Here is a 23,049-nt window from a genome sequence, read left to right on the forward strand (position 1 = left end):
CCCGCCCCGCCCCGTCCGTCCCGCGAGCGCTAGTAGCCCGACCGCGTCTCCGCCCAGCCCAGCAGCAGGATCACCGCGACGACACAGCCGAGCACGATCACGGTCGACACCCAGGACGACCGGCGCGGCACGACCGGCTCCGGGGCGGCGCGGAACGGGGCCGGGTCCGGCGGGTTCTCCTTCCACCGGGCGGCGAGCATCCTGGCCCGGGCGGAGGGCTCCTTGTGCTCGGCGTCGCGCGCCCACTTCAGATCGAACTCGCGCTCGCCGTCGTCCTGTCCGGACATCCCCGCGTCTCCCCGTATCCCCTGTCGAAAACCCCTGTCGAACAGCTGTGCACGAAACCATACGGCGCCACCCCCGCCGTGCAAAACGGCGCCGCCCCCGCTCCGCACAGCAGAACGGGGGCGCCGCAGGCTCAGCGAGGGCCGATCACACGTCGAAGTACAGCTCGAACTCGTGCGGGTGCGGACGCAGCTGGAGCGGGGCGATCTCGTTCGTCCGCTTGAAGTCGATCCAGGTCTCGATCAGGTCGGGCGTGAAGACATCGCCCGCGAGCAGGAACTCGTGGTCGGCCTCCAGGGAGTCGAGGACCGCCGGGAGCGAGGTCGGGACCTGCGGGACGCCGGCGTGCTCCTCGGGGGCCAGCTCGTACAGGTCCTTGTCGATCGGCTCGGCCGGCTCGATCTTGTTCTTGATGCCGTCCAGGCCCGCGAGGAGCAGCGCGGAGAAGGCGAGGTACGGGTTGCCGGAGGAGTCGGGGGCGCGGAACTCGACGCGCTTGGCCTTCGGGTTGGAGCCTGTGATCGGGATGCGCATGGCCGCGGAGCGGTTGCGCTGCGAGTAGACGAGGTTGACCGGGGCCTCGAAGCCGGGCACCAGACGGTGGTACGAGTTCACCGTCGGGTTGGTGAAGGCCAGCAGCGACGGGGCGTGCCGGAGGATGCCGCCGATGTAGTAGCGGGCGGTGTCCGACAGACCGGCGTAGCCCTGCTCGTCGTAGAAGAGCGGGTCGCCGTCGCTCCACAGCGACTGGTGGACGTGCATGCCCGAGCCGTTGTCACCGAAGATCGGCTTCGGCATGAAGGTCGCGGTCTTGCCGCCCCGCCAGGCGACGTTCTTCACGATGTACTTGAAGAGCTGGAGGTCGTCGGCGGCGGCGAGCAGCGTGTTGAACTTGTAGTTGATCTCGGCCTGGCCGGCGGTGCCCACCTCGTGGTGCTGGCGCTCGACCTTCAGACCGGCCCGCTCCAGCTCCAGGGAGATCTCGGCGCGCAGGTCGGCGAAGTGGTCGACCGGCGGGACCGGGAAGTAGCCGCCCTTGTAGCGGACCTTGTAGCCCCGGTTGTCCTCCAGCGCGCCGGTGTTCCAGGCGCCGGCCTCGGAGTCGATGTGGTAGAAGGACTCGTTCGCGCTGGTCGCGAAGCGGACGGAGTCGAAGACATAGAACTCGGCCTCGGGACCGAAGTACGCGGTGTCCGCGATCCCGGTGGAGGCGAGGTACGCCTCGGCCTTCTTCGCCACGTTGCGCGGGTCACGGGAGTACTGCTCGCCGGTGATCGGGTCGTGGATGAAGAAGTTGATGTTGAGGGTCTTGTCCCGGCGGAACGGGTCCGTCCGGGCGGTCGACAGGTCGGCGCGCAGCGCCATGTCGGACTCGTGAATGGCCTGGAAGCCACGGATCGAGGACCCGTCGAAGGCGAGTTCCTCGTCCGGGTCGAACGCCTCGGCCGGCACCGTGAAGTGCTGCATCACGCCCGGCAGGTCGCAGAAGCGGACGTCGATGAACTTGACGTCCTCGTCCGCGATGAACTTCTTGGCCTCGTCGGCGTTCTGGAACATCCAGCTCCTCCTGATCCCGACCGTCCTGTCGCCGGGGTTGGTAGTTCGTTCGTGCGGCCGGTGTGCGGCACACGCTGGATCGACCCTAGGCACGGGTGATTTCTCGGGCGTGACCCATTTGTTTCGCAGAAGTTAACCGGCCCTGCGTCCACGGTAGCCCCGGCCGACCCCGCCCTCCTCTGGTCGTTCACGGCCGCAGTACCGTGGACGGGTGGACAACAGGCAAGCAGTGGGATCGTGGCTTTCCGGGCCGCGCGCGGCCATGGAGGACGCCGGAGCCGATTTCGGATACCGGGGTGAACAGCTCGGTCTGCCGGAGCAGGGGCCGGGCTCGATCGCCCGCCCGGGACGGCGGCTGGGCGCCCTGGCCGTGGACTGGGGGCTGTGCCTGCTGATCGCATACGGTCTGATCACGGACAGCTACAACCGTGCGGCCCAGGTCTGGGCCCCGATCATCCTCTTCGCGCTGATCCTGCTCACCGTCGGCACGGTCGGCTTCACGCCGGGCAAGCGGCTCTTCGGCCTCCGGGTGGTCGCGCTCGACACCGGCCGCGTCAACCCGCTGCGCGTCCTGCTGCGCACGGTCCTGCTGTTCCTCGCCCTCCCGGCGCTGATCTGGGACCGCGACGGCCGCGGCCTCCACGACCGGCTGGCCCGCACGGTGCAGGTCCGCGTCTGAGACCGCCCGCCAAGACCGCTCCGCGCCCGCCGAGGCAGGGAGCGTCCGCGCCCGCCCAGAGAGCTTGCGTACAGGGAGTGTGCGTACGACGAAGGGGGCGCCCGGAGGATATTCCGGGCGCCCCCTTTGCCGTACTGGGGCTTCGCCGTGGTGGGGTCGTGGTGCGGTGGGTCGTGGTGCGGTGGGTCGTGGTGCGGTAGGGGGTCAGCGGGCCTTCGGGCCGCCCTTCGGCATCCGCATGCCCTTCGGCATCGGACCCTTCGGCAGTGGCATATTGCTCATCAGGTCGCCCATGGCGCGCAGCCGGTCGTTGGTGACGGTCACCTGCGGACCGGTCAGGACGCGCGGGAGCTTCAGCATGGTCGTACGCAGCTTCTTCAGCGCGATCTGGTCCTCGCCCGTGCCGACGATCAGGTCGTGCACCGGCACGTCCGCCACGATCCGGTTCATCTTCTTCTTCTCGGCGGCCAGCAGGCTCTTCACCCGGTTCGGGTTGCCCTCGGCCACCAGCACGATGCCGGCCTTGCCGACGGCCCGGTGCACCACGTCCTGGCTGCGGTTCATCGCCACCGCGGGGGTCGTCGTCCAGCCCCGGCCGATGTTGTCGAGGACGGCCGCGGCGGCGCCCGGCTGGCCCTCCATCTGACCGAAGGCGGCCCGCTCGGCTCGGCGGCCGAAGACGATCGCCGTCGCGAGGAAGGCGAGCAGCAGGCCCAGGATGCCGAGATAGACCGGGTGGCCGATCAGGAAGCCGATCGCGAGGAAGACACCGAAGGTGACGATGCCGACAGCCGCGAGTACAAGACCGATCTTTGTGTCGGCCTTGCGGGTCATCTTGTACGTCAGGGCGATCTGTTTCAGCCGCCCGGGGTTCGCAGCGTCCGCTGCGGTTTCCTTCCTCGCCATGTCAGGAAGTCTACGTGGCCCCGCAGGCGCCTTCGACGGCGGTGCCGCGACGGCGGCGCCCGGACGGGGCGGGCGTCAGGAGCGGGTGGCGGCCTGTTCCAGGACGCGTTGCGCCTCGACCCGGTCCTGGGCGCGGCGGCGGTCCTCCAGGACGGAGGTCCAGGCGTTGCGGCGGGCGGTGCGCTGACCGCCGCTCATCAGCAGGGACTCGACGGCACGGAGTGCGTCGGTGAAGCTCGGGATAGCGGTGGCGCGAACGGGCGTGGCCTGCATGGAGGTCCCCCCTCGATACGGCTCCGGGAACGGGTGCGCGTGGCGTGAGTCCAGGGTCACTGTTTGGTGTTACCAGGGCGTGACCGACCGGTCAAACACCAATGAAGCCTTGATGCGGGGGCCTGAAACGGTGACGCGGCCCTGACGCGCGCCTCTCATCTGCGAGGACGGTCGGGGCCGCGGCTCACCCGGACTCTACTGGCGGGTAACGGGGTGTGCGTGAACTCATAGGAGTACGGGTCCCCTTCCCGCGCAAGGGAAGTGACGGTATGTCAGACGGCCTGGGCGGCGACGAACGCACCGCGCTTCTCGACGGCCATCCGGTACAGCCGCCCGGCGCGGTAGGAGGACCGTACCAGCGGCCCCGACATCACGCCCGAGAAGCCGATCTGCTCGGCTTCCTCCTTCAGTTCGACGAACTCATGCGGCTTGACCCAGCGCTCGACGGGGTGGTGGCGCACGGACGGACGCAGGTACTGCGTGATGGTGACCAGCTCACAGCCCGCCTCGTGCAGCTGCCGGAGCGCCTCGCCGATCTCCGCGCGGGTCTCGCCCATGCCGAGGATCAGGTTGGACTTGGTGACCAGGCCGTGGTCGCGGGCCTCGGTGATGACCTTCAGGGAGCGCTCGTAGCGGAAGCCGGGGCGGATCCGCTTGAAGATCCGGGGCACGGTCTCGACGTTGTGCGCGAAGACCTCGGGGCGGGCGGCGAAGACCTCCGCCAACTGCTCCGGGACGGCGTTGAAGTCGGGGGCCAGCAGTTCGACCTTCGTACGGCCGCCCTCGCGGTCCGCCGTCTGCCGGTGGATCTGGCGCACGGTCTCGGCGTACAGCCAGGCCCCGCCGTCCGCCAGGTCGTCGCGGGCGACGCCGGTGACGGTGGCGTAGTTCAGGTCCATGGTGGCCACGGACTCGCCCACCCGGCGCGGCTCGTCACGGTCGAGCGCCTCGGGCTTGCCGGTGTCGATCTGGCAGAAGTCGCAGCGCCGGGTGCACTGGTCGCCGCCGATGAGGAACGTCGCCTCGCGGTCCTCCCAGCACTCGTAGATGTTCGGGCAGCCGGCTTCCTGGCAGACCGTGTGCAGGCCCTCGCTCTTGACCAGGTGCTGCATCTTTGTGTACTCGGGGCCCATTTTCGCCCGGGTCTTGATCCACTCGGGCTTGCGCTCGATGGGGGTCTGGCTGTTGCGGACCTCCAGGCGCAGCATCTTGCGTCCGTCTGGTGCGACTGCGGACACGACCGGCTCCCTAGCGATTGATTCTTCGGCGACTTTCAGGGTACGCCCGTTGATTTGAACGCCCGGCGGTGGTGCTGGGCTCTGCCGGGGGCTGCCGCCCCCGAGCCCCCGCTTCGGCCAGGGCTGCCTAGTCCTATGCCGCCGGTTTCCGTTCGATCTCCCGGGGCCTGAGTTCCGCGTTCTGCAGGATGTCCCTCAGCTGCCGTTCGACCGTCGGCAGTACCTCCTCGACCGTGAGGTCACGGCCCAGTTCCGTGGCGAGCGAGGTGACGCCCGCGTCCCGGATGCCGCACGGGATGATCCGGTCGAACGAGGTGGTGTCGGGGTTCACGTTGAAGGAGAAGCCGTGCATCGTGACGCCCTTGGCCACGCGGATCCCGATCTGGGCCAGCTTGCGGTCCTCGCGGCGCTGGCCTGCGTTGGACGGGGCGTACTCCGGGCCGTTGAGGCGCGGGTCGAACTCCTCGTCGTCCAGGCGCGGGTCGAAGTCCAGGGAGAGCCCGCCGATCGCCGGGCGCCGCTCTACCGGGTCGCCGAGGATCCACACCCCGCTGCGGCCCTCGATCCGGGTGGTCCGAAGACCGAACTCCGCGCAGGTGCGGATCAGCGCCTCCTCCAGGCGCCGCACGTGCGCGACCACGTCGACCGGGCGCGGGAGCTTCTGGATCGGGTAGCCGACGAGTTGGCCGGGGCCGTGCCAGGTGATCTTGCCGCCGCGGTCCACGTCGACGACCGGGGTGCCGTCCAGCGGTCGTTCGCTGTCCGCGGTGCGCCGGCCCGCCGTGTAGACGGGCGGGTGCTCCAGCAGCAGAACGGTGTCGGGGATCTCGTCGGCGAACCGCGCCGCGTGCACCCGGCGCTGCTCGTCCCACGCCTCCTGGTACTGGACGGCATCCGCGCCGAACCCCATGCGGACGAACCGCAACTCACTCACGGCAAGCGCCTCCCTAGGGCGATGGCTGTGTCAGGCACGTAACGCGCCCAAGCCACTGTACGTCCGGCCGCCACGCGTCAGCTCTGCGGTCGCTCCTCACACGATCGGATGAACGAGCGTCGAGATGTGCGAGAGGCTGCTCACTCTCCGCTACATTCGCGCCGTTCAAGAGGCCATAAGGGCTGCTCACAGGCAATCCGGGCATGTCGGCCCGGGAGGCAGGAGACCGTACCGCATATGACGGAACGACCCACGCAGCGCACTCCCAACCGCCAGCTCGCCGTGCTCATCGCGGAAGCGGGGTTCTCCAACGCGGGTCTGGCCCGCCGCGTGGACCAGCTCGGCCTGGAACACGGACTGGACCTCAGATACGACAAGACGTCGGTGACCAGATGGCTTCGGGGGCAGCAGCCGCGGGGCACCACGCCCGCCCTGATCGCGGAGGTCTTCACCCGCCGGCTCGGGCGCCGGCTCACCGCCCAGGACCTCGGCCTGGACGCCTGCGCTCCGGTCTACGCCGGGCTGGAGTTCGCGGCCGGCCCCGAGGAGGCCGTCGAGATCGTCAGCGGGCTGTGGCGCAAGGACTCCGGCAGCAACACCGAGCTGCGCAAGATCGCGTTCACCGCGGCGGGGCTCGTGGTGCCCAGCCGGGACTGGCTGATCGGCCGGCCCGACGACCGGGTGGCCCGCGGTGAGCCGGCCCCCCGGGTGCCCGCGCAGGGCGGCCCCGTGTCGTCGACGCGGTCCGCGACACCCGCCGAGCGGGCGGCGCACATCCCGCCCCGGCTGCGCGGCCAGCTCGACCGCGGGGTCGCCCACAAGGTCACCGGCGGTGACATCGCCGCGCTGCGCTCGGTCGGCGAGCTGTTCCGCGCCCTCGACGACCAGTACGGCGGCGGCCACGCCCGGCAGGCACTCGTGCGCTACCTGGAGCACGAGTGCGAGCCGATGCTGCGCGGCGTCTACGGCGAGCAGACCGGCCGCCGGCTGTTCGCCGCGGCGGCCGATCTCACCCGGCTCGTCGGCTGGACGTCGTACGACATCGCCGCGCACGGACTCGCCCAGCGTTACTTCGTGCAGGCACTGCGGCTCGCCCAGGCGGCGGGGGACCGGGCCTACGGCTCCTATGTCCTGGTCACCATGAGCCGGCAGGCCGTCTACCTCGGGCATGGACGGGAGGCCGTCCAGCTGGCGCGGGTGGCACAGCAGGGGGCCGGGACCGGCGCCCCGCCGGTGGTGCAGGCCCTGCTGCACGCCGTCGAGGCGCGTGCGCACGGCGTGCTCGGCGAGGTGCGGGCGTGCACCGGCGCGCTGGTGCGGGCCGAGCGCGCCCTGGAGGCGGCCCGGCCCGGTGACGAGGTGCCGCACTGGGCGCGCTTCTTCGACGAGGCGCAGCTCGCCGACGAGTTCGGGCACTGCCACCGGGACCTTCAGCAGTTCCGCGCCGCCGCCCAGCACGCCGAACGCTCCCTGCGCCTACGCGCCCCGGCGTACGCCCGCAGCCGACTGTTCAGCCGGGTCGTCCTCGCCACCGCCCGCCTCGGCCTCGGCGAACTCGACCAGGCGTGCGCGCTGGGCGCGGAGGCGGCCGCACAGGCCACGGAGATGCGTTCGGTGCGCGCGTTGGAGTACGTCAGGGACTTCGAGCGGCGGCTGGAGCCGTACAAGGACGCGGCGCCGGTGCGCGGGTACCGCGACCGGGTCGCGGCGCTCGGCTGAACCGGCGGGCGCCCGGGCTTCTTGGGGGGCGCCCGAGAGCTCGGGGGGTTCGGTGGTTGGGCGGGTGCGGGTTCGTTGTGGTTGGTCGCTCCCCCAAGTTCTCGGCTTCGCTCGAACAGGGGGGACCCCCATCGCGGCGGAGCCGCATATTCGATACAGCCCCGCGCCCCTTTGGGACGCCTGGTCGCGCCGTTCCCCGTGCCCCTTCGGGGGTCAGGCGGCTTTCCGCATCGCGGGCAGCGGGTCCGCGCGGTGCATCGAGCCGGCCGCGCCCAGGTCCGCCAGGATCGCCGAGGCGGCGCGGTGGGCCGAGTGCAGCGCGCCCTGGACGGTGCTGGTGTCGCGGTGGTCGCCGCACACATACAGCCCCGCCAGCAGCCGCACCGGGCGGCGCGGATCGTGCGGCGGGCGCATCGCGGGCACCGCCTCGGGGGTGTGGTGCACGGCGAGGGTCTCCCAGCGGTGCGTCGAGGTGCCGTAGAGCCGGGACAGATGCATGCGCACGGCCGTGTCGACGCCCTCCGGGGGAGCGCCCAGGACCGTCGAGGAGACCAGTGCCCGGCCCGCGGGCGCGCGGCTCGGGTCGACCTCGCTGACCACCGCGGTGTGCGCGACCGGGCCGCCGCGGTCGGCGTCGAGCAGCAGCGAGGAACCCGTCGCCGGGGGCTCGTCCGTCGTGTGGTGCACCACGGTCACCGGGTGGAAGTCCGGCACCCGCAGGCCCGGCAGCAGTTCGGCGGCGGCGCGCGCGTCGGTCGCCAGCAGAACGGACCGGCAGCGGATCTCGCCGTGCTCGGCGGTGGTCACCGAGGTCGTGGAGACCGAGGTGACCCGGACCCCGGTGCGCACGGTGCCCGGCGGCAGCGCGCCGGCCAGCAGCTCGGGCAGCACCTCGGCCCCGCCCTCCGGCACGCACAGTCGGCCGCCGGCGAACGAGCGCAGCGCGAGGTCGGCGCACCGGCTGGAGGTGGTCAGCTCCGGGTCGCACAGCAGGGCGGCGAGCAGCGGGCGCAGAAAGCCGTCGACCGTGCGGGCGGGGGTGCCGCGGGCCACGAGCGCCTGGGCGGCGGGGAGTTCGGGGCGGGCCAGCAGGCGCTCCACGGGGGTGATGGCGAGCCGGCCGAGCAGGGCGCGCAGCCGCAGGGGCGCGCCGATGTCGAGGGAACGGGCGCCCGCCCGCGCGGAGGGTGCGGCCGAGCCCCTGGGGGCGCCCGCCAGGGCGCGCACCGCATGGAGTGCGCCCCTTGCGCTCCCCGCGGCCGCCGGGGCGCCCGCGCGGTGTCGACGCCCGTCGTGGTGCAGCAGCACGCCCGGCGCGAAGGGGCGCAGGACGAGGGCGTCGAGCCCAGGCGTCAGGCGCAGTTCGGGATACGACGTGGACAGGAGCCGTCCGATCCGGTCGAGCCGGAAGCCGTCGACCTTCTCCGTCGACATGCGGCCACCCACACAAGGGGCGGTCTCCAGGACCGCGGTCGTCACACCTGCGCTGGTGAGGCGATGAGCCGCCGACAGTCCGGCGATCCCGGCTCCCACGATGACGACGTCCGCCTGGTACACGGGCTCAAGCACGAGGCTCCTCCTCGACGTTGCGCGGCCGTGGGGACGTCATGCCCCCGACAGACAGCAGGAATACCCGAGTTCGGGTCGAGGGTAGGGCCGTGATCGGTCAAGGGCAGTCGCGCATGGACAGGGCACGGTCGCACGACGGTCGCATATGGTCACAGGAGCCCGTCACGCCGCGCGGATCGCGTCCTCGATCCCCGGGAACGCAAAGGCGAAACCTGACTCCAACAGCCGCTTGGGCACCACCCGTTGGCTGCCCAGCACATCCCCGGCCAGCTCGCCCAGCACCGCCCGCAGCACGGGAGGCGGCACCGCGAAGAGCGCCGGACGGTGCAGCACCCGGCCCATGGCCGCGGTGACCTCACGGTTCGTCACCGGCTCCGGGGCGGTCAGATTGACCGGGCCGGACAGCTCCTCGGTGTCGATGAGATGACGCAGCGCGGCGACCGTGTCGTGCAGCGCGATGAACGACCAGTACTGCCGCCCGTCGCCGAGCCGCCCCCCAAGGCCGGCCCGGAACAGCGGGAACAGCCGCCCGAAGGCACCGCCCCGGCGGCTCACCACCAGCCCGGTGCGCGGGTGCACCGTCCGGATCCCGGCCTCCTGCGCGGGCGCCGTCGCCTCCTCCCACGCCACGCACAGGGACGGCAGGAAACCGTCCCCCGGCGGCGCCTCCTCGTCCACGACCCGGTTCCCGGTCTCGCCGTAGTAGCCGATCGCGCTGCCGTTCACGAACACCCGCGGCGGCTCCTCCAGCACCGCGACGGCCTCCGCGAGCGCCGCCGAGCCCAGCACCCGGCTGTCCCGGATCCGCCGCTTGTAGGCGTCCGTCCACCGGTGGTCGCCCACCCCGGCGCCCGCCAGGTTGACCACGGCGGCGCAGCCGGCCAGCCCGGCCGCGTCCACGGACTGCCGCTCCGGGTCCCAGCGGACCTCGCCGGGGCCGCGGGGCGCGCGCCGGACCAGCCGCACCACCTCGTACCCGTCCGCCGTCAGGGACCGCACCAGGGCACTGCCGATGAGACCGGACGCCCCCGCCACCGCGATGCGTGCATGCTCCATGCCCCCATCCTGCCGGGCGCCCACCGCGAAACACGGGGCGACTCTCCGCCTCCCCGGCCTAGAGTGACCGCCATGTCCGAACCGTACATACGCCACGCCAGGCCCGAGGACGAGGAGGCCCTCAGCCTCCTCGACCGGGTCGCCTGGTCACCCCTGCACGCCGTGCAGCCCAGGCCCCGGCCGCCCTACCCGCCCTTCTTCACCGAGCGCTGCGGGCCGCAGGACCATCTCGTCGCGGAACTCGACGGCGTCCTCGTCGGCTACATCCGGCTCGCCCTGTCCACCTCGCTGGCCTGCAACGCGCACGTCCGCCAGATCCAGGGGCTGGTCGTCGCCGAGTCGGCACGCGGCGCCGGGATCGGCCGGGCGCTGCTGCGGGCGGTGCAGGACGAGGCGCGGCGGCGCGGCGCCCGCCGCATCACCCTGCGCGTCCTCGGGCACAACACCCGGGCCCGGGGGCTCTACGAATCCGAGGGCTTCGCCGTCGAAGGGGTGCTGCCCGGGGAGTTCCTCCTCGACGGCGCGTACGTCGACGACGTGCTCATGGGGCGCCCGCTGTGAGCCTCACGAGGTGACCAGGCCGCCCGTGCCCACCGGCGTCGTCGCGGCCGCCGCGCGCCCGGCGTCGCCCGCCACCTCGTCCGCCGTCAGGACGTAGCCCGTCTCGTTGTCGGAGGTGGAGCGGGCGAAGACCACGCCGAACACCCGGCCGTCGGTGGTCAGCAGCGGGCCGCCGGAGTTGCCGGGGCGCACCGTCGAACGGATCGAGTAGATCTCACGGGTGACCGTGGCGTTGCTGTAGATGTTCTGGCCCGTAGCCCGGATCCGGTTCGCCACCGTGGCCGCCTGTAGGTTCAGGCCGCCGTCCTGCGGATAGCCCGCGACCACCGCCGAGTCGCCGCGCCGCGCGCCGTCGTCGAAGCTCAGCGCGGGCGCGCTCAGCCGCGGCACGTACAGCACCGCCACGTCCTTCTGCGGGTCGAACAGCACCACCCGGGACTCGTACGCAGGACCGACGCCGCCGACCCGCACGCTGGGGCTGTCGATGCCCGCCACCACGTGCGCGTTCGTCATCACGTGCCGCGGCGCGTAGACGAAGCCGCTGCCCTCGCGGCCCTGGTTGCCCGAGGCACCCTCGATCTTGACCGTGCTCAGCCGCGCGGCATTCGCGGCGCTGACCGTGACGCTGTCGCCGGACGGCCGGGCGACCTCGGCCGTCGACTCGTTCTCGAACGGGTTGAACACCTGAGGGAAGCCCGCCTCGGTGAGCGCGGACGTGGCGCGCGAGAACCACGCGGGAGTGGTGTCCGGCATCGTGTTCTGCACCGCGCCCAGCACCGCCGAGTTCCGGATCGCGGACGTCACCAGCGGCGACGACGACGCGCCCAGCACGCTTGCCGCCACCCAGGCCACGATCAGCACGGCCACCGCGTTGGCCGCCGCGCCACCCAGCCCGTCGACCACCCGCAGCGGCCCCCGGTCCAACTCGCGCCGCAACCGCAGCGCCAGCCGCCCCGCCAGTTCGTGTCCCACCGCCGCCGGAACGAGCACCGTCAGCACGGCGGTCACCGTCGCCGCGGTCGTGCCCCGCGTGACCAGGTCCATCACCCACGGCAGGACCCACACCCCGACGATCGCGCCGCCCACGAAACCGGCCAGCGAGACGCACCCGGCCACCAGGCCGCGCCGGTAGCCGGATGCCGCGTACATGAGCACCACCAGCACAAGCAGCACATCGAGCAGGTCCACGGAGCCGCCTTTCTCTTTGACCCCCTATTACGGGCGGGACGCTCCCGGTGATCAAGTCCCGCGCGCCAGGGACGCCCGGAACCCGCCATGCGCGCGTGTACCCACAGAAACGCACCGAACCGGGATGATGGTTCCACCAGGTGGCACAGCACACATCGCGGGCGTGCCGGAAGGAATCCACAGTGAGGATCATGTGGGTCCTCACCGGAACGCGGGGCCCGGAGCGGACACGGCGCCGGGGCGAGCGCCGCGCGCCCCGGGCGGTCCTGGCGCTCGCCGCCTGTCTGCCCGGCGTCGCCGCCGGCCTCACGCTGCTGCTGTGCGCCCGCGGTGTGCAGAGCCCCGTCGTGCTGCCCCGGCCCGCGGCGCCGCGCAGCGCGCTGCCGTACCAGGCCGCCCAGCCCCGTATCGTGCCGCGCTCCGCCTGGCTGGACGCCACCGTGCGCCGGACCCAGCCGCCCCCGCGCTACGACGACGCGGTCGTCGCCGTCTTCGTCCACCACACCGACTCGCCCAACAACTACGTCTGCGCCGATACGCCCGAGGTCATCCGCCGCCTGTACGCGGGCCAGACCACGGACCGCCACTGGGACGACATCGGCTACAACTTCCTCGTCGACCGCTGCGGCACCATCTACGAGGGCCGTGCGGGCGGCATCGAACGCGCCGTCACCGGCGCCCACGCCCAGGGCTTCAACCACCGCACCGCCGGCATCGCCGCGCTGGGCACGTTCACCGCGGGCATCCCCGTGCCCCGCGCGATGACCGACGCGATCGCCGCCCTGGCCGCCTGGAAGCTGGGCCTGGCCGGCGTCGATCCGCGCGCCGTCACCCGCCTCGTCTCCAGCGACGGCCGCAGCCGCTACCCGGTCGGCGCCGCCGCCACCCTGCCCGCCGTCGCCGGCCATGACGCCGGTTACCGCACCAGCTGCCCCGGCGCGGCCCTGACCGCCAGGCTCCCCGACATCAGGAACGCGGCGGCACGGCTCCAGGGACGGCGGTGAGAGCCGCGCACAGCAACGCCACAGCCGCCGCGCAGCTCCCGCAGATCCGCCCGCCCTACGGTCGTGGACGACAGCAGCCGACCGGAGGCGGGGATCATGCACACGAGGCATACGGGAACCAACCGGACCACACAGAACCCGGAACGACCGAAGAACCCGGAACGACCGAAGAAGCCGGGGAGGACGGGGAGGCTGGGGCAGGCGGTGCGGGCGGTTCATCGGCGTGGGCGGTTCGGGCGTGGGCCCTGGATGGTGCTGGGGGGCGTCGTCGCCGTGCTCCTCGGTCCGGCCGCCGTCACCGCGTCGGCCCTCGACCAGGCCAACAAGGCGCCCCTGCACCCCGCCGTGCGGGCCGAGCAGACACAGGGCTACCTCCCCACGGACACCAGCCGCAGGCGCGGCGCGGCCTGACACCGACGCCGAAGCCGACGCCGACACCAACTCCGAAGCCGAAGCCGAAGCCGACTCCGATTCCGACGCGGACTGCGGCTCACTCCCGGAACCGGTCCCACAGCTTCGGATACCGCTCCGCGAGGACCCGCTCGTTCTCGAAGTCGAGCGGCGTGCCCTCCGGCTCGGCGGGCGCGGGTGCGATCCCCAGGTCCGGGGCCACGGTGCCGGTGAGCTGCTCGTACGCCTCGTCCGCCGCGTAACCCAGCTCCTCGCCGTCGCCATCGATCTCCTCGTCGAAGTCGGCCAGCAGATCGGCCAGCGAGTCCGGGGCGTGCAGGGCGCCCTCGAAGACATCCCGGCCCTGGCCGATCAGCCAGCAGCGGAAGAAGTCGAACGCGTCGTCGCTCGCCCCGTCCAGCAGCACCCAGGCCGCGCCCCACAGATCCCAGCGATAGGCGCGGTTGTAACGGGACTCGAAGTGACGGGCGAAGTCCAGCACCGACTCCGGGTCGAGCTGGGCCAGCCGTTCCACGAGCAGGTCCGCCTGGTCCTCGGGGTCGCCCTCGGCGGCCTCGCGGGCGGCGTCCACCAGCTCCCAGAACTCCATCTCGTCCATCACGGTCAAGCATCGGGCCTGCGCGGGTGGGACGCACGCGGAGTACGCGGGATCGTCAGCCCCGGTACAGCCGGGCGAGCCGGGCGGCGTCCCGCGCGAACCGGTCCCGCAGCGCCGCGGGCGCCAGCACCTCCACCTCCGGGCCGAGCGCGGTGAGCTGCGTGTACGCGACCTCTTCGGACTCCACCGGCAGGGTCGCCGTCACCCAGCCCGCCGCGTCCGCCTCGCCCGCGGACCGCAGCGCCTCCCGCGCGGAGAGCGGATCGACCACGTACCCGAGCCGCCGCACGCCCTGCGCGGACAGCCGTACGACGACCTCGGCGCGCAGCAGCGACCGGGCGAACCGCTCGGCCTGCGCCGCCCAGAAACCGGGCAGATCGAACTCCTCGTCCCGGGTGAAGCGGGGGCCCTCGCCGTCGACAGCCGTGAACCGGTCCACCCGGTACGTGCGAAAGACGTCCGCGTCCGGGACCCGCGCGCACACATACCAGGCCCCGGCCTTCAACACCAGCCCGTACGGCTCCAGGGTGCGCTCCACCTCGGCCTCGCCGCGGCGGTAGCGGGCCGTGAGACAGCGGTCGTCCCAGACCGCCTCCGCGACCGCGGGCAGCAGCGCGGGCGTCCGAGGCTCCCGGAACCAGCCGGGCGCGTCCAGATGGAACCGCTGCGCGGCCGTCCGCGGGGCGTCCCGCAGGGAGGGCAGCAGCGCGGCGGACACCTTCAGCCGCGCCGCCGAGGCCGCGTCCTGCAGCCCCATGTCGCGCAGCGCCCCCGGTACCCCGCTCAGAAACAGCACCTCGGCCTCGCCGCGCGCCAGCCCGGTCAGCCGCGTCCGGTACCCGCCGATCAGCCGGTACCCGCCGGCCCGCCCCCGGTCCGCGTACACCGGAACCCCCGCCTCCGAGAGGGCCTGCGCGTCCCGGGTGACGGTCCGCTCCGAGACCTCCAGCTCCTTGGCGAGTTCGGCGGCGGTCATGGAGGGCCGGGACTGCAACAGCAGCACCATCTTGATCAGCCGAGCAGCACGCATCCCCCCATGATGCCGCCCACCTCCGACAACGGGGGTCCACCGGCCCGTACGGACCGCGCCCCCGGTGCCGGCCCCCGGTGCGACGGGGCAGGCACCGGGGGCACGCCGACCGGTGTTCCTACAGCGGCCGTGTTCCTACAGCGGCCGGTGTGCCTACAGCCCGTACCGCTCGCGGGCCTCCTTCACCGATGTCGTCTGCACCTCGCCGCGCCGGGCGAGCTGGGCCAGGGCCGCGACGACGATCGACTCCGCGTCGACACCGAAGTGGCGGCGGGCGGCCGGGCGGGTGTCCGACAGACCGAAGCCGTCGGTGCCCAGCGAGGAGTAGTCCTGCTCGACCCACTGCGCGATCTGGTCCGGCACCTGGCGCATGTAGTCGGAGACCGCGAGCACCGGACCCTCGGCGCCCTGGAGCGCCTGGCGGACGTACGGCACCCGGCCCTCGCCGTGCAGGAGGGCCGCGTCGGCCTCCAGCGCATCCCGCCGCAGCTCCGTCCAGGACGTCGCCGACCAGACGTCGGCCGCCACGCCCCACTCCTCGGCGAGCAGCTTCTGCGCCGCCAGCGCCCAGTGGATCGCCGTACCGGAACCCAGCAGCTGGATCCGCGGGGCATTGGCATTGGGGGTGAGCCCCGCCGACTCCGCCGTGTTGAAGCGGTACAGGCCCTTGACGATGCCCTCGTCGACACCGGCCGCGGACGGCTTGGCCGGCTGCGGCAGCGGCTCGTTGTAGACGGTCAGGTAATAGAAGACGTTCGCGTCCTCGCCCGGCGCGGCCGCGCCGTACATCCGGCGCAGACCGTCCTTGACGATCGTCGCGATCTCGTACGCGAACGCCGGGTCGTACGACAGCGCCGCCGGGTTGGTCGCGGCGATGACGGGGGAGTGGCCGTCGGCGTGCTGCAGGCCCTCACCGGTCAGCGTGGTCCGGCCGGCCGTGGCGCCGACCAGGAAGCCGCGGCCGAGCTGGTCGCCGAGCTGCCACATCTGGTCGGCCGTGCGCTGCCAGCCGAACATCGAGTAGAAGATGTAGAAGGGGATCATCGCCTCGCCGTGCGTCGCGTACGACGTCGAAGCGGCGATGAAGTCGGCCATCGAACCGGCCTCGGTGATCCCCTCGTTGAGGATCTGGCCGTTCTTGGCCTCCTTGTAGTACATCAGCTGGTCGCGGTCGACCGGCTCGTACGTCTGGCCCTTGGGCGAGTAGATGCCGAGCGACGGGAACAGCGACTCCATGCCGAAGGTGCGCGCCTCGTCCGGCACGATCGGCACCCAGCGCTTCCCGGTCTCCTTGTCCCGGACCAGGTCCTTGACCAGCCGGACGAACGCCATGGTGGTCGCCACGTTCTGGCTGCCGGAGCCCTTGTCGAAGGCGGCGAAAGCCTTGTCGGCGGGCGCGGGCAGCGGGGCGAGCGGGTGCACGCGGCGGGTCGGGGCCGGGCCGCCGAGCGCCGCACGCCGCTCCTGGAGGTAGCGCACCTCGGGGGAGTCGGCGCCCGGGTGGCCGTAGGGCACCTGGCCGTCGGTGAAGGCGCTGTCCGGGATCGGCAGCTCCAGCAGGTCGCGCATCGTCCTGAACTCGTCCACCGTCAGCTTCTTCATCTGGTGGTTGGCGTTCTTCGACGCGAAGCCCGTGCCGAGGGTGAAGCCCTTGACGGTCTGGGCCAGGATGACGGTCGGCGCGCCCTTGTGCGCGAGGGCGGCCCGGTAGGCGGCGTAGACCTTGCGGGCCTCGTGACCACCGCGGGAGAGGTGGAAGCACTCCACGATCTTGTCGTCGCTCAGCAGTTTCGCCAGCTCGACGAGCGCCGGGTCCTTGCCGAAGAAGTCCTCGCGGATATAGGCGGCTTCGCGGGTCTGGTACGTCTGGATCTGCGCGTCCGGTACCTCGCGCAGCCGGCGTACCAGCGCGCCGGTGGTGTCGAGCGCGAACAGCTCGTCCCAGGCCGAACCCCACAGTGACTTCACGACGTTCCAGCCGGCGCCGCGGAACTGGGCCTCCAGCTCCTGCACGATCTTGAAGTTGGCGCGCACCGGACCGTCGAGGCGCTGCAGGTTGCAGTTGATGACGAAGGTGAGGTTGTCCAGCTCCTCACGCGCGGCCAGCGCGAGCGCGGCCGTCGACTCGGGCTCGTCCATCTCGCCGTCGCCGAGGAACGCCCACACATGGGACGCGGAGACGTCCTTGATGCCGCGGTTGGTGAGGTAGCGGTTGAAGCGCGCCTGGTAGATCGCCGACAGCGGGCCGAGGCCCATCGACACCGTCGGGAACTCCCACAGCCAGGGCAGGCGGCGCGGGTGCGGGTAGGACGGCAGGCCGTTGCCGCCGGCCTCCTGGCGGAAGTTGTCGAGCTGCGTCTCATCGAGACGGCCGTCGAGGAAGGCGCGGGCGTAGATGCCGGGGGAGGCGTGGCCCTGCACATAGATCTGGTCGCCGGAGCCGGCCGCCGCCGCGGACTCCTTGCCCTTGAAGAAGTGGTTGAAGCCGGTCTCGTACAGCCAGGCGGCGGAGGCGAAGGTGGCGATGTGGCCGCCTACGCCGTGTTTGCTGCCGCGGCTCACCATCGCCGCCGCGTTCCAGCGGTTCCAGGCGGTGATCCGGGCCTCCATGGCCTCGTCACCGGGTACGGCCGGCTCGGCCGGGGTGGGGATGGTGTTGAGGTAGTCGGTTTCGAGGAGCTTCGGCAGCGGGATGCCGGTCGCCTCGGCGCGCTCCAGCGTGCGGCGCATCAGATACGCGGCGCGATGCGGCCCGGCCTCCCGGGTGACGGCGTCGAGCGAGGCCCGCCACTCGGCGGTCTCCTCGGGGTCGCGGTCCGTGAGCTGGTCGAGCGCGCTCGGCTGAATGGCGTGGGGGTCGGTCATGTCGCCGCCTTCCTCAGTCGAAGGGGGTTCCCTCATCGGTAAAGGTTCGGGGTGCCCTTTGTCTTTGGCAGGACAGGGCGTGGACTCAGGTGGAAGTCCGTCGGCGACTGTAACTCGCTGATCGATGATCGATCAAAGGGTTGACGGGCAAAACATCTCGATTCCGAGAAACTCGGCACGGGGTGCCTCCGGCGGTGGCACCGGGTGACCGAAGTTGATCGGCGTTTTTGCAGGTGGAGCCGCGTTTGAGGGAATGTGCGCCACGGGGGGTCCGAATGTGCGCCGGGTGGGTCCGGTGGTCCGTCGGGCGCATGGGTTCGGTGGTCGCGGGCCGCGTGGGTCGCGTGGGTTCGGTGGCCGTGAGCCGAGTGGGTCCGGTGGTCGTGAGGTGGGTCCGGTGGGTCGTGGGCCGCGCGGGTCCCGGCCTGGTCTAGGCCCTTGGCGCGCAGCCGAGGACGTGGGCCTTGACCAGTTCGGGGATGAGCGGGTCCCGTCTCTTGAAGGCGGCCACCAGATCCTCGTGCTCCTCGGCGTAGGACTGCTGCACGGTGCCCAGCCAGCGGATCGACAGCGCCGTGAACACCTCGATGCCCAGGCCCTCCCAGGTGTGCAGGAGGACCGAGTTGCCCGCCGCGCGGACCAGCTCGCGGTGGAAGGCCACGGTGTGCCGTACCTGGGCCGTGCCGTCGGACCTGCGGTCGGCCTCGTACAGGGCGGTGACGTGCGGTTCCAGCGCCGAGCAGTCCCGCGCCAGTCGCTCGGCGGCCAGTTCCGCCGCGATGGCCTCCAGACCGGCCCGCACGGGGTAGCTCTCCTCCAGGTCGGCCGCCGTCAGGTTGCGCACGCGTACGCCCTTGTTCGGCGCCGACTCGATCAGCCGCAGTGACTCCAGCTCCCGCAGGGCCTCCCGGACGGGGGTCTGGCTGACCTCCAGCTCGGTCGCGATCCGCCGCTCCACGATCCGCTCGCCCGGCTTCCAGCGTCCGCTGACGATTCCCTCCACGATGTGCTCGCGGATCTGTTCGCGCAGCGAGTGGACGACGGGCGCGGTCATGACGGCTCCTTCGGGAGGGGCCGCGCATCGGCCCCTGGGGCATTGACGTTTAGACAATACGTCCGGTTCGCTCCTCCGGAAGGGCGCGTGGGGGCGCTTTCGTGCAGGTGAGACGAGGCGCACAGTTTCTTTTTGGCCGGTGCGCCCAGGGGGGTGGGTGGTGCTTGTTCACGGGCGTGTGCGGGTTGTTTTTGGCCGGTTGCGCAGTTCCCCGCGCCCCTGATGCGCAGTTCCCCGCGCCCCTGAGAGGAGGCTGGGGGCGGTTTTCGGGTGCGGGTTGTGGTGGGCTGGTTGCGCAGTTCCCCGCGCCCCTATGGGGGTGGTTGCGGGTGGGTTGTTTGGCGCGGGTCGATTGTGGCTTGTCGCGCAGTTCCCCGCGCCCCTGATGGGGGTGGCTGGGGATGGTGGGGTGCGTGCGGGTTGTGGTGGGCTTGTCGCGCAGTTCCCCGCGCCCCCATGGGGGCGTTTGTGGCTGGCGTGTGGTTGATATGACGGTGCCCCCGCCCGGGGGTCGGGCGGGGGCTGGGGGTGGTTGCGGGGTGGGTTACAGGCCCAGTTCGACCTCGAACTCGCCCGCCTCCAGGATCGCCTTGACCGCGGTCAGGTAACGGGCCGCGTCGGCGCCGTCCACCAGGCGGTGGTCGTAGGACAGGGTCAGATACGTCATGTCGCGGACGCCGATGACCGTGCCCTCCTCCGTCTCGATGACGGCCGGACGCTTGACCGTGGCGCCGATACCGAGGATCGCGACCTGGCCCGGCGGCACGATGATCGTGTCGAACAGCGCCCCGCGGGAACCGGTGTTGCTGATGGTGAAGGTCGCTCCGGCCAGCTCGTCCGGCGTGATCTTGTTGCCGCGGACCTTGGCGGCCAGGTCGGCCGTGGCCTTGGCGATGCCCGCGATGTTGAGGTCGCCGGCGTTCTTGATGACCGGGGTCATCAGGCCCTTCTCGGAGTCCACCGCGATACCGACGCTCTCGGCGTCGAAGTAGGTGATGGTCCCCTCGGCCTCGTTGATCTTGGCGTTGATGACCGGGTGGGCCTTCAGCGCCTGCGCCGCGGCCTTGACGAAGAACGGCATCGGCGAGAGCTTGACGCCCTCACGGGCCGCGAAGGAGTCCTTCGCCTGGGCGCGCAGCCGCATCAGACGGGTGACGTCGACCTCGACGACCGACGACAGCTGGGCCTGCTCGTGCAGCGCCTTGACCATGTTGTCGCCGATGACCTTGCGGATGCGGGGCATCTTGACGGTCTGGCCGCGGAGGGGGGAGACCTCCAGCCGCGGCGCGGCCTTCTTGGCGGCCGGGGCGGCGGGAGCCGGGGCAGCAGCGGCGGCCTTCGCGGCCTCGGCGGCGGTGATCACATCCTGCTTGCGGATACGGCCGCCGACGCCGGTGCCCTTGACGGTGGCCAGGTCGACGCCGTTCTCGGCGGCCAGCTTGCGCACCAGCGGGGTCACGTAGGCACCCTCGTCACCGGCGATCGCGGCGGGAGCGGTGGCGGCCGGGACGACCGGAGCCGGGGCGACCGGGGCGACCGGCGCGGGGGCCGGGGCCGGAGCGGCGGGCTGGACCGGGGCCGGGGCGGCCACCGGAGCGGCGGCCACCGGAGCGGCGGCCACCGGAGCGGCGGCCACCGGAGCGGTCGGCGCCGGTGCCGGGGCAGCCGGGGCCGGGGCGGCGGCAGGAGCCGGGATGGCCGGGGCGGGGGCCGGGGCCGGGGCGGCACCCGCGGCGCCGATGACGGCCAGCTTGGCGCCGACCTCCGCGGTCTCGTCCTCGCCGACCACGATCTCCAACAGCACGCCCGCGGTGGGCGCCGGGATCTCGGTGTCGACCTTGTCCGTGGAGACCTCGAGCAGCGGCTCGTCGGCCTCGACGCTGTCGCCGACCGACTTCAGCCAGCGGGTGACGGTGCCCTCGGTGACGGACTCACCGAGCGCGGGCAGGACCACGTCCGTGCCCTGGGCGCCACCGGCCGGAGCGGCGGCGGGGGCGGCAGCGGGTGCCGGGGTCGGGGCCGGGGCGACCGGGGCCTCGGCGACCGGCGCCGGGGGCGGGTGCTGCGGCCGCGAGGGCCGGTCGACGGCGGGCGCGCCGGTGCCGTCCTCGGTCACGGCCGGCTCGGCGCCGACCTCGACGGTCTCGTCCTCGGCGACCGCCGCCCGCGCCGCCGTCGCGGGGCTCAGTCCGTGGTGTAGCCCGCTCCCGCCGCCACGATCGCCTTCAGGATGACCGAGTGGATCTGGGCGGGGTCGTCGACCATCTCGGCGATCCCGCCGGTGGCCTCGGCCAGTTGCGCGGCCTCGTCCCGGGATGCCTTCGGGCCCACCGCGATGACGACCAGCGGGACGGGCCGCTCGGGGTCGCTGAGCTTGTGCAGTTCGGCGACGAGCGCGGAGCGGGAGATGCTGCCCGGGTCCTCGTTCACCCCGTCCGTCAGCACCACCAGCCCGTTGAATTTGCCCTTCGCGTACGACGAGGTCGCCGCCCGGTACGCGGCCAGCGTCGTGTCGTACAGGCCCGTGGCGCCGCCCGGCACCGGTTCGAGGCCGTCGAAGGCCGCCGACAGCCGGTCCCGCTGGGTGCCGTCGCCCTTGCGGTCGCCGAGCCGCTCGGTCGGCACCAGGACGCGGTAGTCCGCGTCGCCGTCCAGCCGGGTGGCGAACTCCCACAGCCCGATATCGTCCTCGGCCGTGAAGGTGCCGAGGGCCCGGAGCAACGCCGCCTTGGTGACGTCCATGCGCGTGCGGCCCGTACCGGGCACCGGCTCGGCCATCGACGCGGAGGCGTCCACGACCGTGGTGATCCGGGCGCTCTGCACCGTGATCGTCCACGTGCCCAGCGCCTGCTGGAGTGCCGTGTCGGTCGGCGGTTCGGCCGACGGCTCCGCATACGGCTGCGGGGTGCGGCCCCCGGCCCCGGCGACCACCGCCCGGGAGACGGCGTCGTCGTCCGTGCGGAAGCCGTACTTCTCCAGCAGCCGGTGCTGGGCGGGCCGGTGCAGATAGGTCATGAACCGGATCGCCGCCCGGCTCTCGTCGGTGGTCAACTCCGCCTCGTCGACCAGTGTGTAGGGATGGTCGAGCGACGGGGCCCCGTCGGTGGGATAGAAGAGGTCGAGCCGTCGGTCGGCCTCCGCCGTGGCGTTGTGGGCGAACGCGGCCTGTTCGCTCACGACCAGCGCCTGGTTGCGCTCGGGGTGGTCCTGCTCGGTGCCCGAGGAGTCACGCGGCAGGGTGCGCAGGACCTGCCCGTCGGTCGCGGACACGCGTGCCGCCAGCGCCTTCATCATGGCCGCTGCCCGAGTCTCCCCGTCCTTGGTGCCGGCCGCGGCGGCGCTCAGCTGGGTGAGCGCGAGCAGCCCGGTCGCACTGCGCGCCGGATCGGCCGCCCCGAGTCGCAGGGAGTCGCCCTGCAAGGCGGCGCCCGCCAGTTCGGTCCAGGTGTACGTCTTCTTCGGCCACCCCAGCGAACGGGCGGCGGTCGGCAGCATCGCCACCCCGACCGGGGTGGCGGCGACCTGGCCCGCCGGGGTGACCTGCGTCGCCCTGGCGTCCGCCGCGACCCGCTCGACCCACACCTCCGAGTCGGGCACCCACACCTGTGCGTCCGGCTTCCCGCCCTTCCGCAGCGTGTCCGCGACCTCGGCGGGCTCCTGGGCGCTCACCGTGAGGGCGATGCAGCGGCCGTCGGAGGTGACGTTCTCCTCGCGTGCCCGTCCGGCCGCCGCCTGCAGTGCGGGGGCCAGGTCCGGGGCGGTGGCCAGCGTCAGCCGTACCGGGTCGTCCTGGCAGGAGGAGCCGAAGGAGAGCAGCCCGCCGCGGACGGCCACCGCCGTGCCGGCCGCGACGGTCAGGACGAGCACCGTCGCCAGGACCACGCTGCGGCGACGGGCGCGGGGACGGGGGTCGGCCGCGTCCGCCCGGGACTGATGGGGCAAGCTGTGACGTCCCATGAGGTGGTGCTCCTCCCTGGTGAGCCTCGCGGCGGAACCCGGCCGCACGGCATGCCACGGGGAGGCACGCCCCGTGCGGCTTCCGTCCGGTCGGGCGGCCTGTCGCGCACGATCTTCGTAACTTCATTCGAGACCCTAGCGGGGCGAGGACGAGCATGGGGCGGG

The 23,049-nt window shown here is 72.4% G+C and carries 19 protein-coding genes and 1 pseudogene; 5 read left to right on the forward strand and 15 right to left on the reverse strand.

Annotated features, from left to right (window positions below; genetic code table 11):
- Window positions 1-29: 29 nt before the first annotated feature.
- The gene (locus ACWEKM_RS11295; protein WP_451620915.1) at window positions 30-287 is read right to left on the reverse strand and encodes an SCO2583/SCO2584 N-terminal domain-containing protein; all 258 of its coding nucleotides are present in this window, start codon (window positions 285-287) and stop codon (window positions 30-32) included.
- A 145-nt stretch (window positions 288-432) separates the two neighbouring features.
- A complete protein-coding gene (glnA, locus tag ACWEKM_RS11300) occupies window positions 433-1,842 on the reverse strand; it encodes a type I glutamate--ammonia ligase (RefSeq protein WP_451620916.1) in 1,410 nt (469 codons plus the stop codon).
- Between the two features lie 211 nt (window positions 1,843-2,053).
- Between glnA and ACWEKM_RS11305 the strand changes: the two genes are divergently transcribed.
- Window positions 2,054-2,521, forward strand: a complete 468-nt coding sequence (locus ACWEKM_RS11305; protein WP_451620917.1) for an RDD family protein — start codon at window positions 2,054-2,056, stop codon at window positions 2,519-2,521.
- 204 nt (window positions 2,522-2,725) lie between these two features.
- On the opposite strand, the gene ACWEKM_RS11310 is transcribed toward ACWEKM_RS11305, so the two are convergent.
- From ACWEKM_RS11310 to lipB, 4 genes are all read right to left on the reverse strand, one after another.
- Entirely contained in the window at window positions 2,726-3,427 is a 702-nt protein-coding gene (locus ACWEKM_RS11310; protein ID WP_451620918.1) for a DUF4191 domain-containing protein, read from the reverse strand.
- Between the two features lie 75 nt (window positions 3,428-3,502).
- A complete protein-coding gene (locus ACWEKM_RS11315) occupies window positions 3,503-3,700 on the reverse strand; it encodes an SCO2195 family GlnR-regulated protein (protein WP_451620919.1) in 198 nt (65 codons plus the stop codon).
- A gap of 272 nt (window positions 3,701-3,972) precedes the next feature.
- Window positions 3,973-4,938 carry a lipoyl synthase gene (lipA, locus tag ACWEKM_RS11320; protein ID WP_451620920.1) on the reverse strand — a complete coding sequence of 322 codons (966 nt, stop codon included), beginning with the start codon at window positions 4,936-4,938 and terminating at the stop codon, window positions 3,973-3,975.
- A 133-nt stretch (window positions 4,939-5,071) separates the two neighbouring features.
- Window positions 5,072-5,872, reverse strand: coding sequence for a lipoyl(octanoyl) transferase LipB (lipB, locus tag ACWEKM_RS11325; protein ID WP_451620921.1), 801 nt, complete (start codon window positions 5,870-5,872; stop codon window positions 5,072-5,074).
- A gap of 237 nt (window positions 5,873-6,109) precedes the next feature.
- Here lipB and ACWEKM_RS11330 point away from each other — a divergent pair, with 237 nt between their 5' ends.
- On the forward strand, window positions 6,110-7,591 hold the full coding sequence (locus ACWEKM_RS11330; protein ID WP_451620922.1) for a regulator: 1,482 nt from the start codon (window positions 6,110-6,112) through the stop codon (window positions 7,589-7,591).
- A 213-nt stretch (window positions 7,592-7,804) separates the two neighbouring features.
- Here ACWEKM_RS11330 and ACWEKM_RS11335 read toward each other — a convergent pair whose 3' ends face one another.
- Together ACWEKM_RS11335 and ACWEKM_RS11340 are read right to left on the reverse strand one after the other, a co-directional pair.
- Window positions 7,805-9,160, reverse strand: a complete 1,356-nt coding sequence (locus tag ACWEKM_RS11335; protein WP_451620923.1) for an NAD(P)/FAD-dependent oxidoreductase — start codon at window positions 9,158-9,160, stop codon at window positions 7,805-7,807.
- A gap of 162 nt (window positions 9,161-9,322) precedes the next feature.
- Complete coding sequence (locus tag ACWEKM_RS11340) at window positions 9,323-10,216, reverse strand: TIGR01777 family oxidoreductase (protein ID WP_451620924.1); 894 nt, start codon at window positions 10,214-10,216, stop codon at window positions 9,323-9,325.
- A gap of 72 nt (window positions 10,217-10,288) precedes the next feature.
- On the opposite strand from ACWEKM_RS11340, the gene ACWEKM_RS11345 reads away from it, so the two are divergent.
- Window positions 10,289-10,777, forward strand: a complete 489-nt coding sequence (locus tag ACWEKM_RS11345; RefSeq protein ID WP_451620925.1) for an N-acetyltransferase family protein — start codon at window positions 10,289-10,291, stop codon at window positions 10,775-10,777.
- 3 nt (window positions 10,778-10,780) lie between these two features.
- Here ACWEKM_RS11345 and ACWEKM_RS11350 read toward each other — a convergent pair whose 3' ends face one another.
- On the reverse strand, window positions 10,781-11,965 hold the full coding sequence (locus ACWEKM_RS11350; protein WP_451620926.1) for a MarP family serine protease: 1,185 nt from the start codon (window positions 11,963-11,965) through the stop codon (window positions 10,781-10,783).
- Window positions 11,966-12,156: 191 nt separating this feature from the next.
- Here ACWEKM_RS11350 and ACWEKM_RS11355 point away from each other — a divergent pair, with 191 nt between their 5' ends.
- Together ACWEKM_RS11355 and ACWEKM_RS11360 are read left to right on the forward strand one after the other, a co-directional pair.
- Window positions 12,157-12,969: a peptidoglycan recognition protein family protein gene (locus ACWEKM_RS11355; RefSeq protein WP_451620951.1), complete on the forward strand. Its 813-nt coding sequence runs from the start codon at window positions 12,157-12,159 to the stop codon at window positions 12,967-12,969.
- A 249-nt stretch (window positions 12,970-13,218) separates the two neighbouring features.
- Window positions 13,219-13,380, forward strand: coding sequence for a hypothetical protein (locus ACWEKM_RS11360; RefSeq protein WP_451620927.1), 162 nt, complete (start codon window positions 13,219-13,221; stop codon window positions 13,378-13,380).
- Window positions 13,381-13,459: 79 nt separating this feature from the next.
- Here the strand turns inward: ACWEKM_RS11360 and ACWEKM_RS11365 are convergent, their stop codons facing one another.
- The 6 genes and pseudogenes from ACWEKM_RS11365 to ACWEKM_RS11390 all read right to left on the reverse strand — a co-directional run bounded on the left by ACWEKM_RS11365 (window position 13,460) and on the right by ACWEKM_RS11390 (window position 22,884).
- A complete protein-coding gene (locus ACWEKM_RS11365; RefSeq protein WP_451620928.1) occupies window positions 13,460-13,978 on the reverse strand; it encodes a DUF4240 domain-containing protein in 519 nt (172 codons plus the stop codon).
- A gap of 55 nt (window positions 13,979-14,033) precedes the next feature.
- Window positions 14,034-15,008: a helix-turn-helix transcriptional regulator gene (locus ACWEKM_RS11370; protein WP_451620929.1), complete on the reverse strand. Its 975-nt coding sequence runs from the start codon at window positions 15,006-15,008 to the stop codon at window positions 14,034-14,036.
- A 153-nt stretch (window positions 15,009-15,161) separates the two neighbouring features.
- Window positions 15,162-17,873 carry a pyruvate dehydrogenase (acetyl-transferring), homodimeric type gene (aceE, locus tag ACWEKM_RS11375; RefSeq protein ID WP_451620930.1) on the reverse strand — a complete coding sequence of 904 codons (2,712 nt, stop codon included), beginning with the start codon at window positions 17,871-17,873 and terminating at the stop codon, window positions 15,162-15,164.
- 430 nt (window positions 17,874-18,303) lie between these two features.
- On the reverse strand, window positions 18,304-18,927 hold the full coding sequence (locus tag ACWEKM_RS11380; protein WP_451620931.1) for a GntR family transcriptional regulator: 624 nt from the start codon (window positions 18,925-18,927) through the stop codon (window positions 18,304-18,306).
- A 544-nt stretch (window positions 18,928-19,471) separates the two neighbouring features.
- Window positions 19,472-21,085 (reverse strand): annotated as a pseudogene (sucB, locus tag ACWEKM_RS11385) (2-oxoglutarate dehydrogenase, E2 component, dihydrolipoamide succinyltransferase); the annotation flags it as partial.
- A 26-nt stretch (window positions 21,086-21,111) separates the two neighbouring features.
- Window positions 21,112-22,884 carry a substrate-binding domain-containing protein gene (locus ACWEKM_RS11390; protein WP_451620932.1) on the reverse strand — a complete coding sequence of 591 codons (1,773 nt, stop codon included), beginning with the start codon at window positions 22,882-22,884 and terminating at the stop codon, window positions 21,112-21,114.
- Between the last annotated feature and the right edge of the window lie 165 nt (window positions 22,885-23,049).

The sequence above is a fragment of the Streptomyces sp. NPDC004752 genome, assembly GCF_053601275.1.

What these genes read in the sequence shown, in the direction of transcription:
- ACWEKM_RS11295 (WP_451620915.1), bottom strand. Translation starts at nt 287, where the DNA reads ATGTCCGGACAGGACGACGGCGAGCGCGAGTTCGATCTGAAGTGGGCG.
- glnA (WP_451620916.1), bottom strand. Translation starts at nt 1,842, where the DNA reads ATGTTCCAGAACGCCGACGAGGCCAAGAAGTTCATCGCGGACGAGGAC.
- ACWEKM_RS11310 (WP_451620918.1), bottom strand. Translation starts at nt 3,427, where the DNA reads ATGGCGAGGAAGGAAACCGCAGCGGACGCTGCGAACCCCGGGCGGCTG.
- ACWEKM_RS11315 (WP_451620919.1), bottom strand. Translation starts at nt 3,700, where the DNA reads ATGCAGGCCACGCCCGTTCGCGCCACCGCTATCCCGAGCTTCACCGAC.
- ACWEKM_RS11330 (WP_451620922.1), top strand. Translation starts at nt 6,110, where the DNA reads ATGACGGAACGACCCACGCAGCGCACTCCCAACCGCCAGCTCGCCGTG.
- ACWEKM_RS11340 (WP_451620924.1), bottom strand. Translation starts at nt 10,216, where the DNA reads ATGGAGCATGCACGCATCGCGGTGGCGGGGGCGTCCGGTCTCATCGGC.
- ACWEKM_RS11345 (WP_451620925.1), top strand. Translation starts at nt 10,289, where the DNA reads ATGTCCGAACCGTACATACGCCACGCCAGGCCCGAGGACGAGGAGGCC.
- ACWEKM_RS11355 (WP_451620951.1), top strand. Translation starts at nt 12,157, where the DNA reads ATGTGGGTCCTCACCGGAACGCGGGGCCCGGAGCGGACACGGCGCCGG.
- ACWEKM_RS11360 (WP_451620927.1), top strand. Translation starts at nt 13,219, where the DNA reads ATGGTGCTGGGGGGCGTCGTCGCCGTGCTCCTCGGTCCGGCCGCCGTC.
- ACWEKM_RS11365 (WP_451620928.1), bottom strand. Translation starts at nt 13,978, where the DNA reads ATGGACGAGATGGAGTTCTGGGAGCTGGTGGACGCCGCCCGCGAGGCC.
- ACWEKM_RS11370 (WP_451620929.1), bottom strand. Translation starts at nt 15,008, where the DNA reads ATGCGTGCTGCTCGGCTGATCAAGATGGTGCTGCTGTTGCAGTCCCGG.
- aceE (WP_451620930.1), bottom strand. Translation starts at nt 17,873, where the DNA reads ATGACCGACCCCCACGCCATTCAGCCGAGCGCGCTCGACCAGCTCACG.
- ACWEKM_RS11380 (WP_451620931.1), bottom strand. Translation starts at nt 18,927, where the DNA reads ATGACCGCGCCCGTCGTCCACTCGCTGCGCGAACAGATCCGCGAGCAC.
- ACWEKM_RS11390 (WP_451620932.1), bottom strand. Translation starts at nt 22,884, where the DNA reads ATGGGACGTCACAGCTTGCCCCATCAGTCCCGGGCGGACGCGGCCGAC.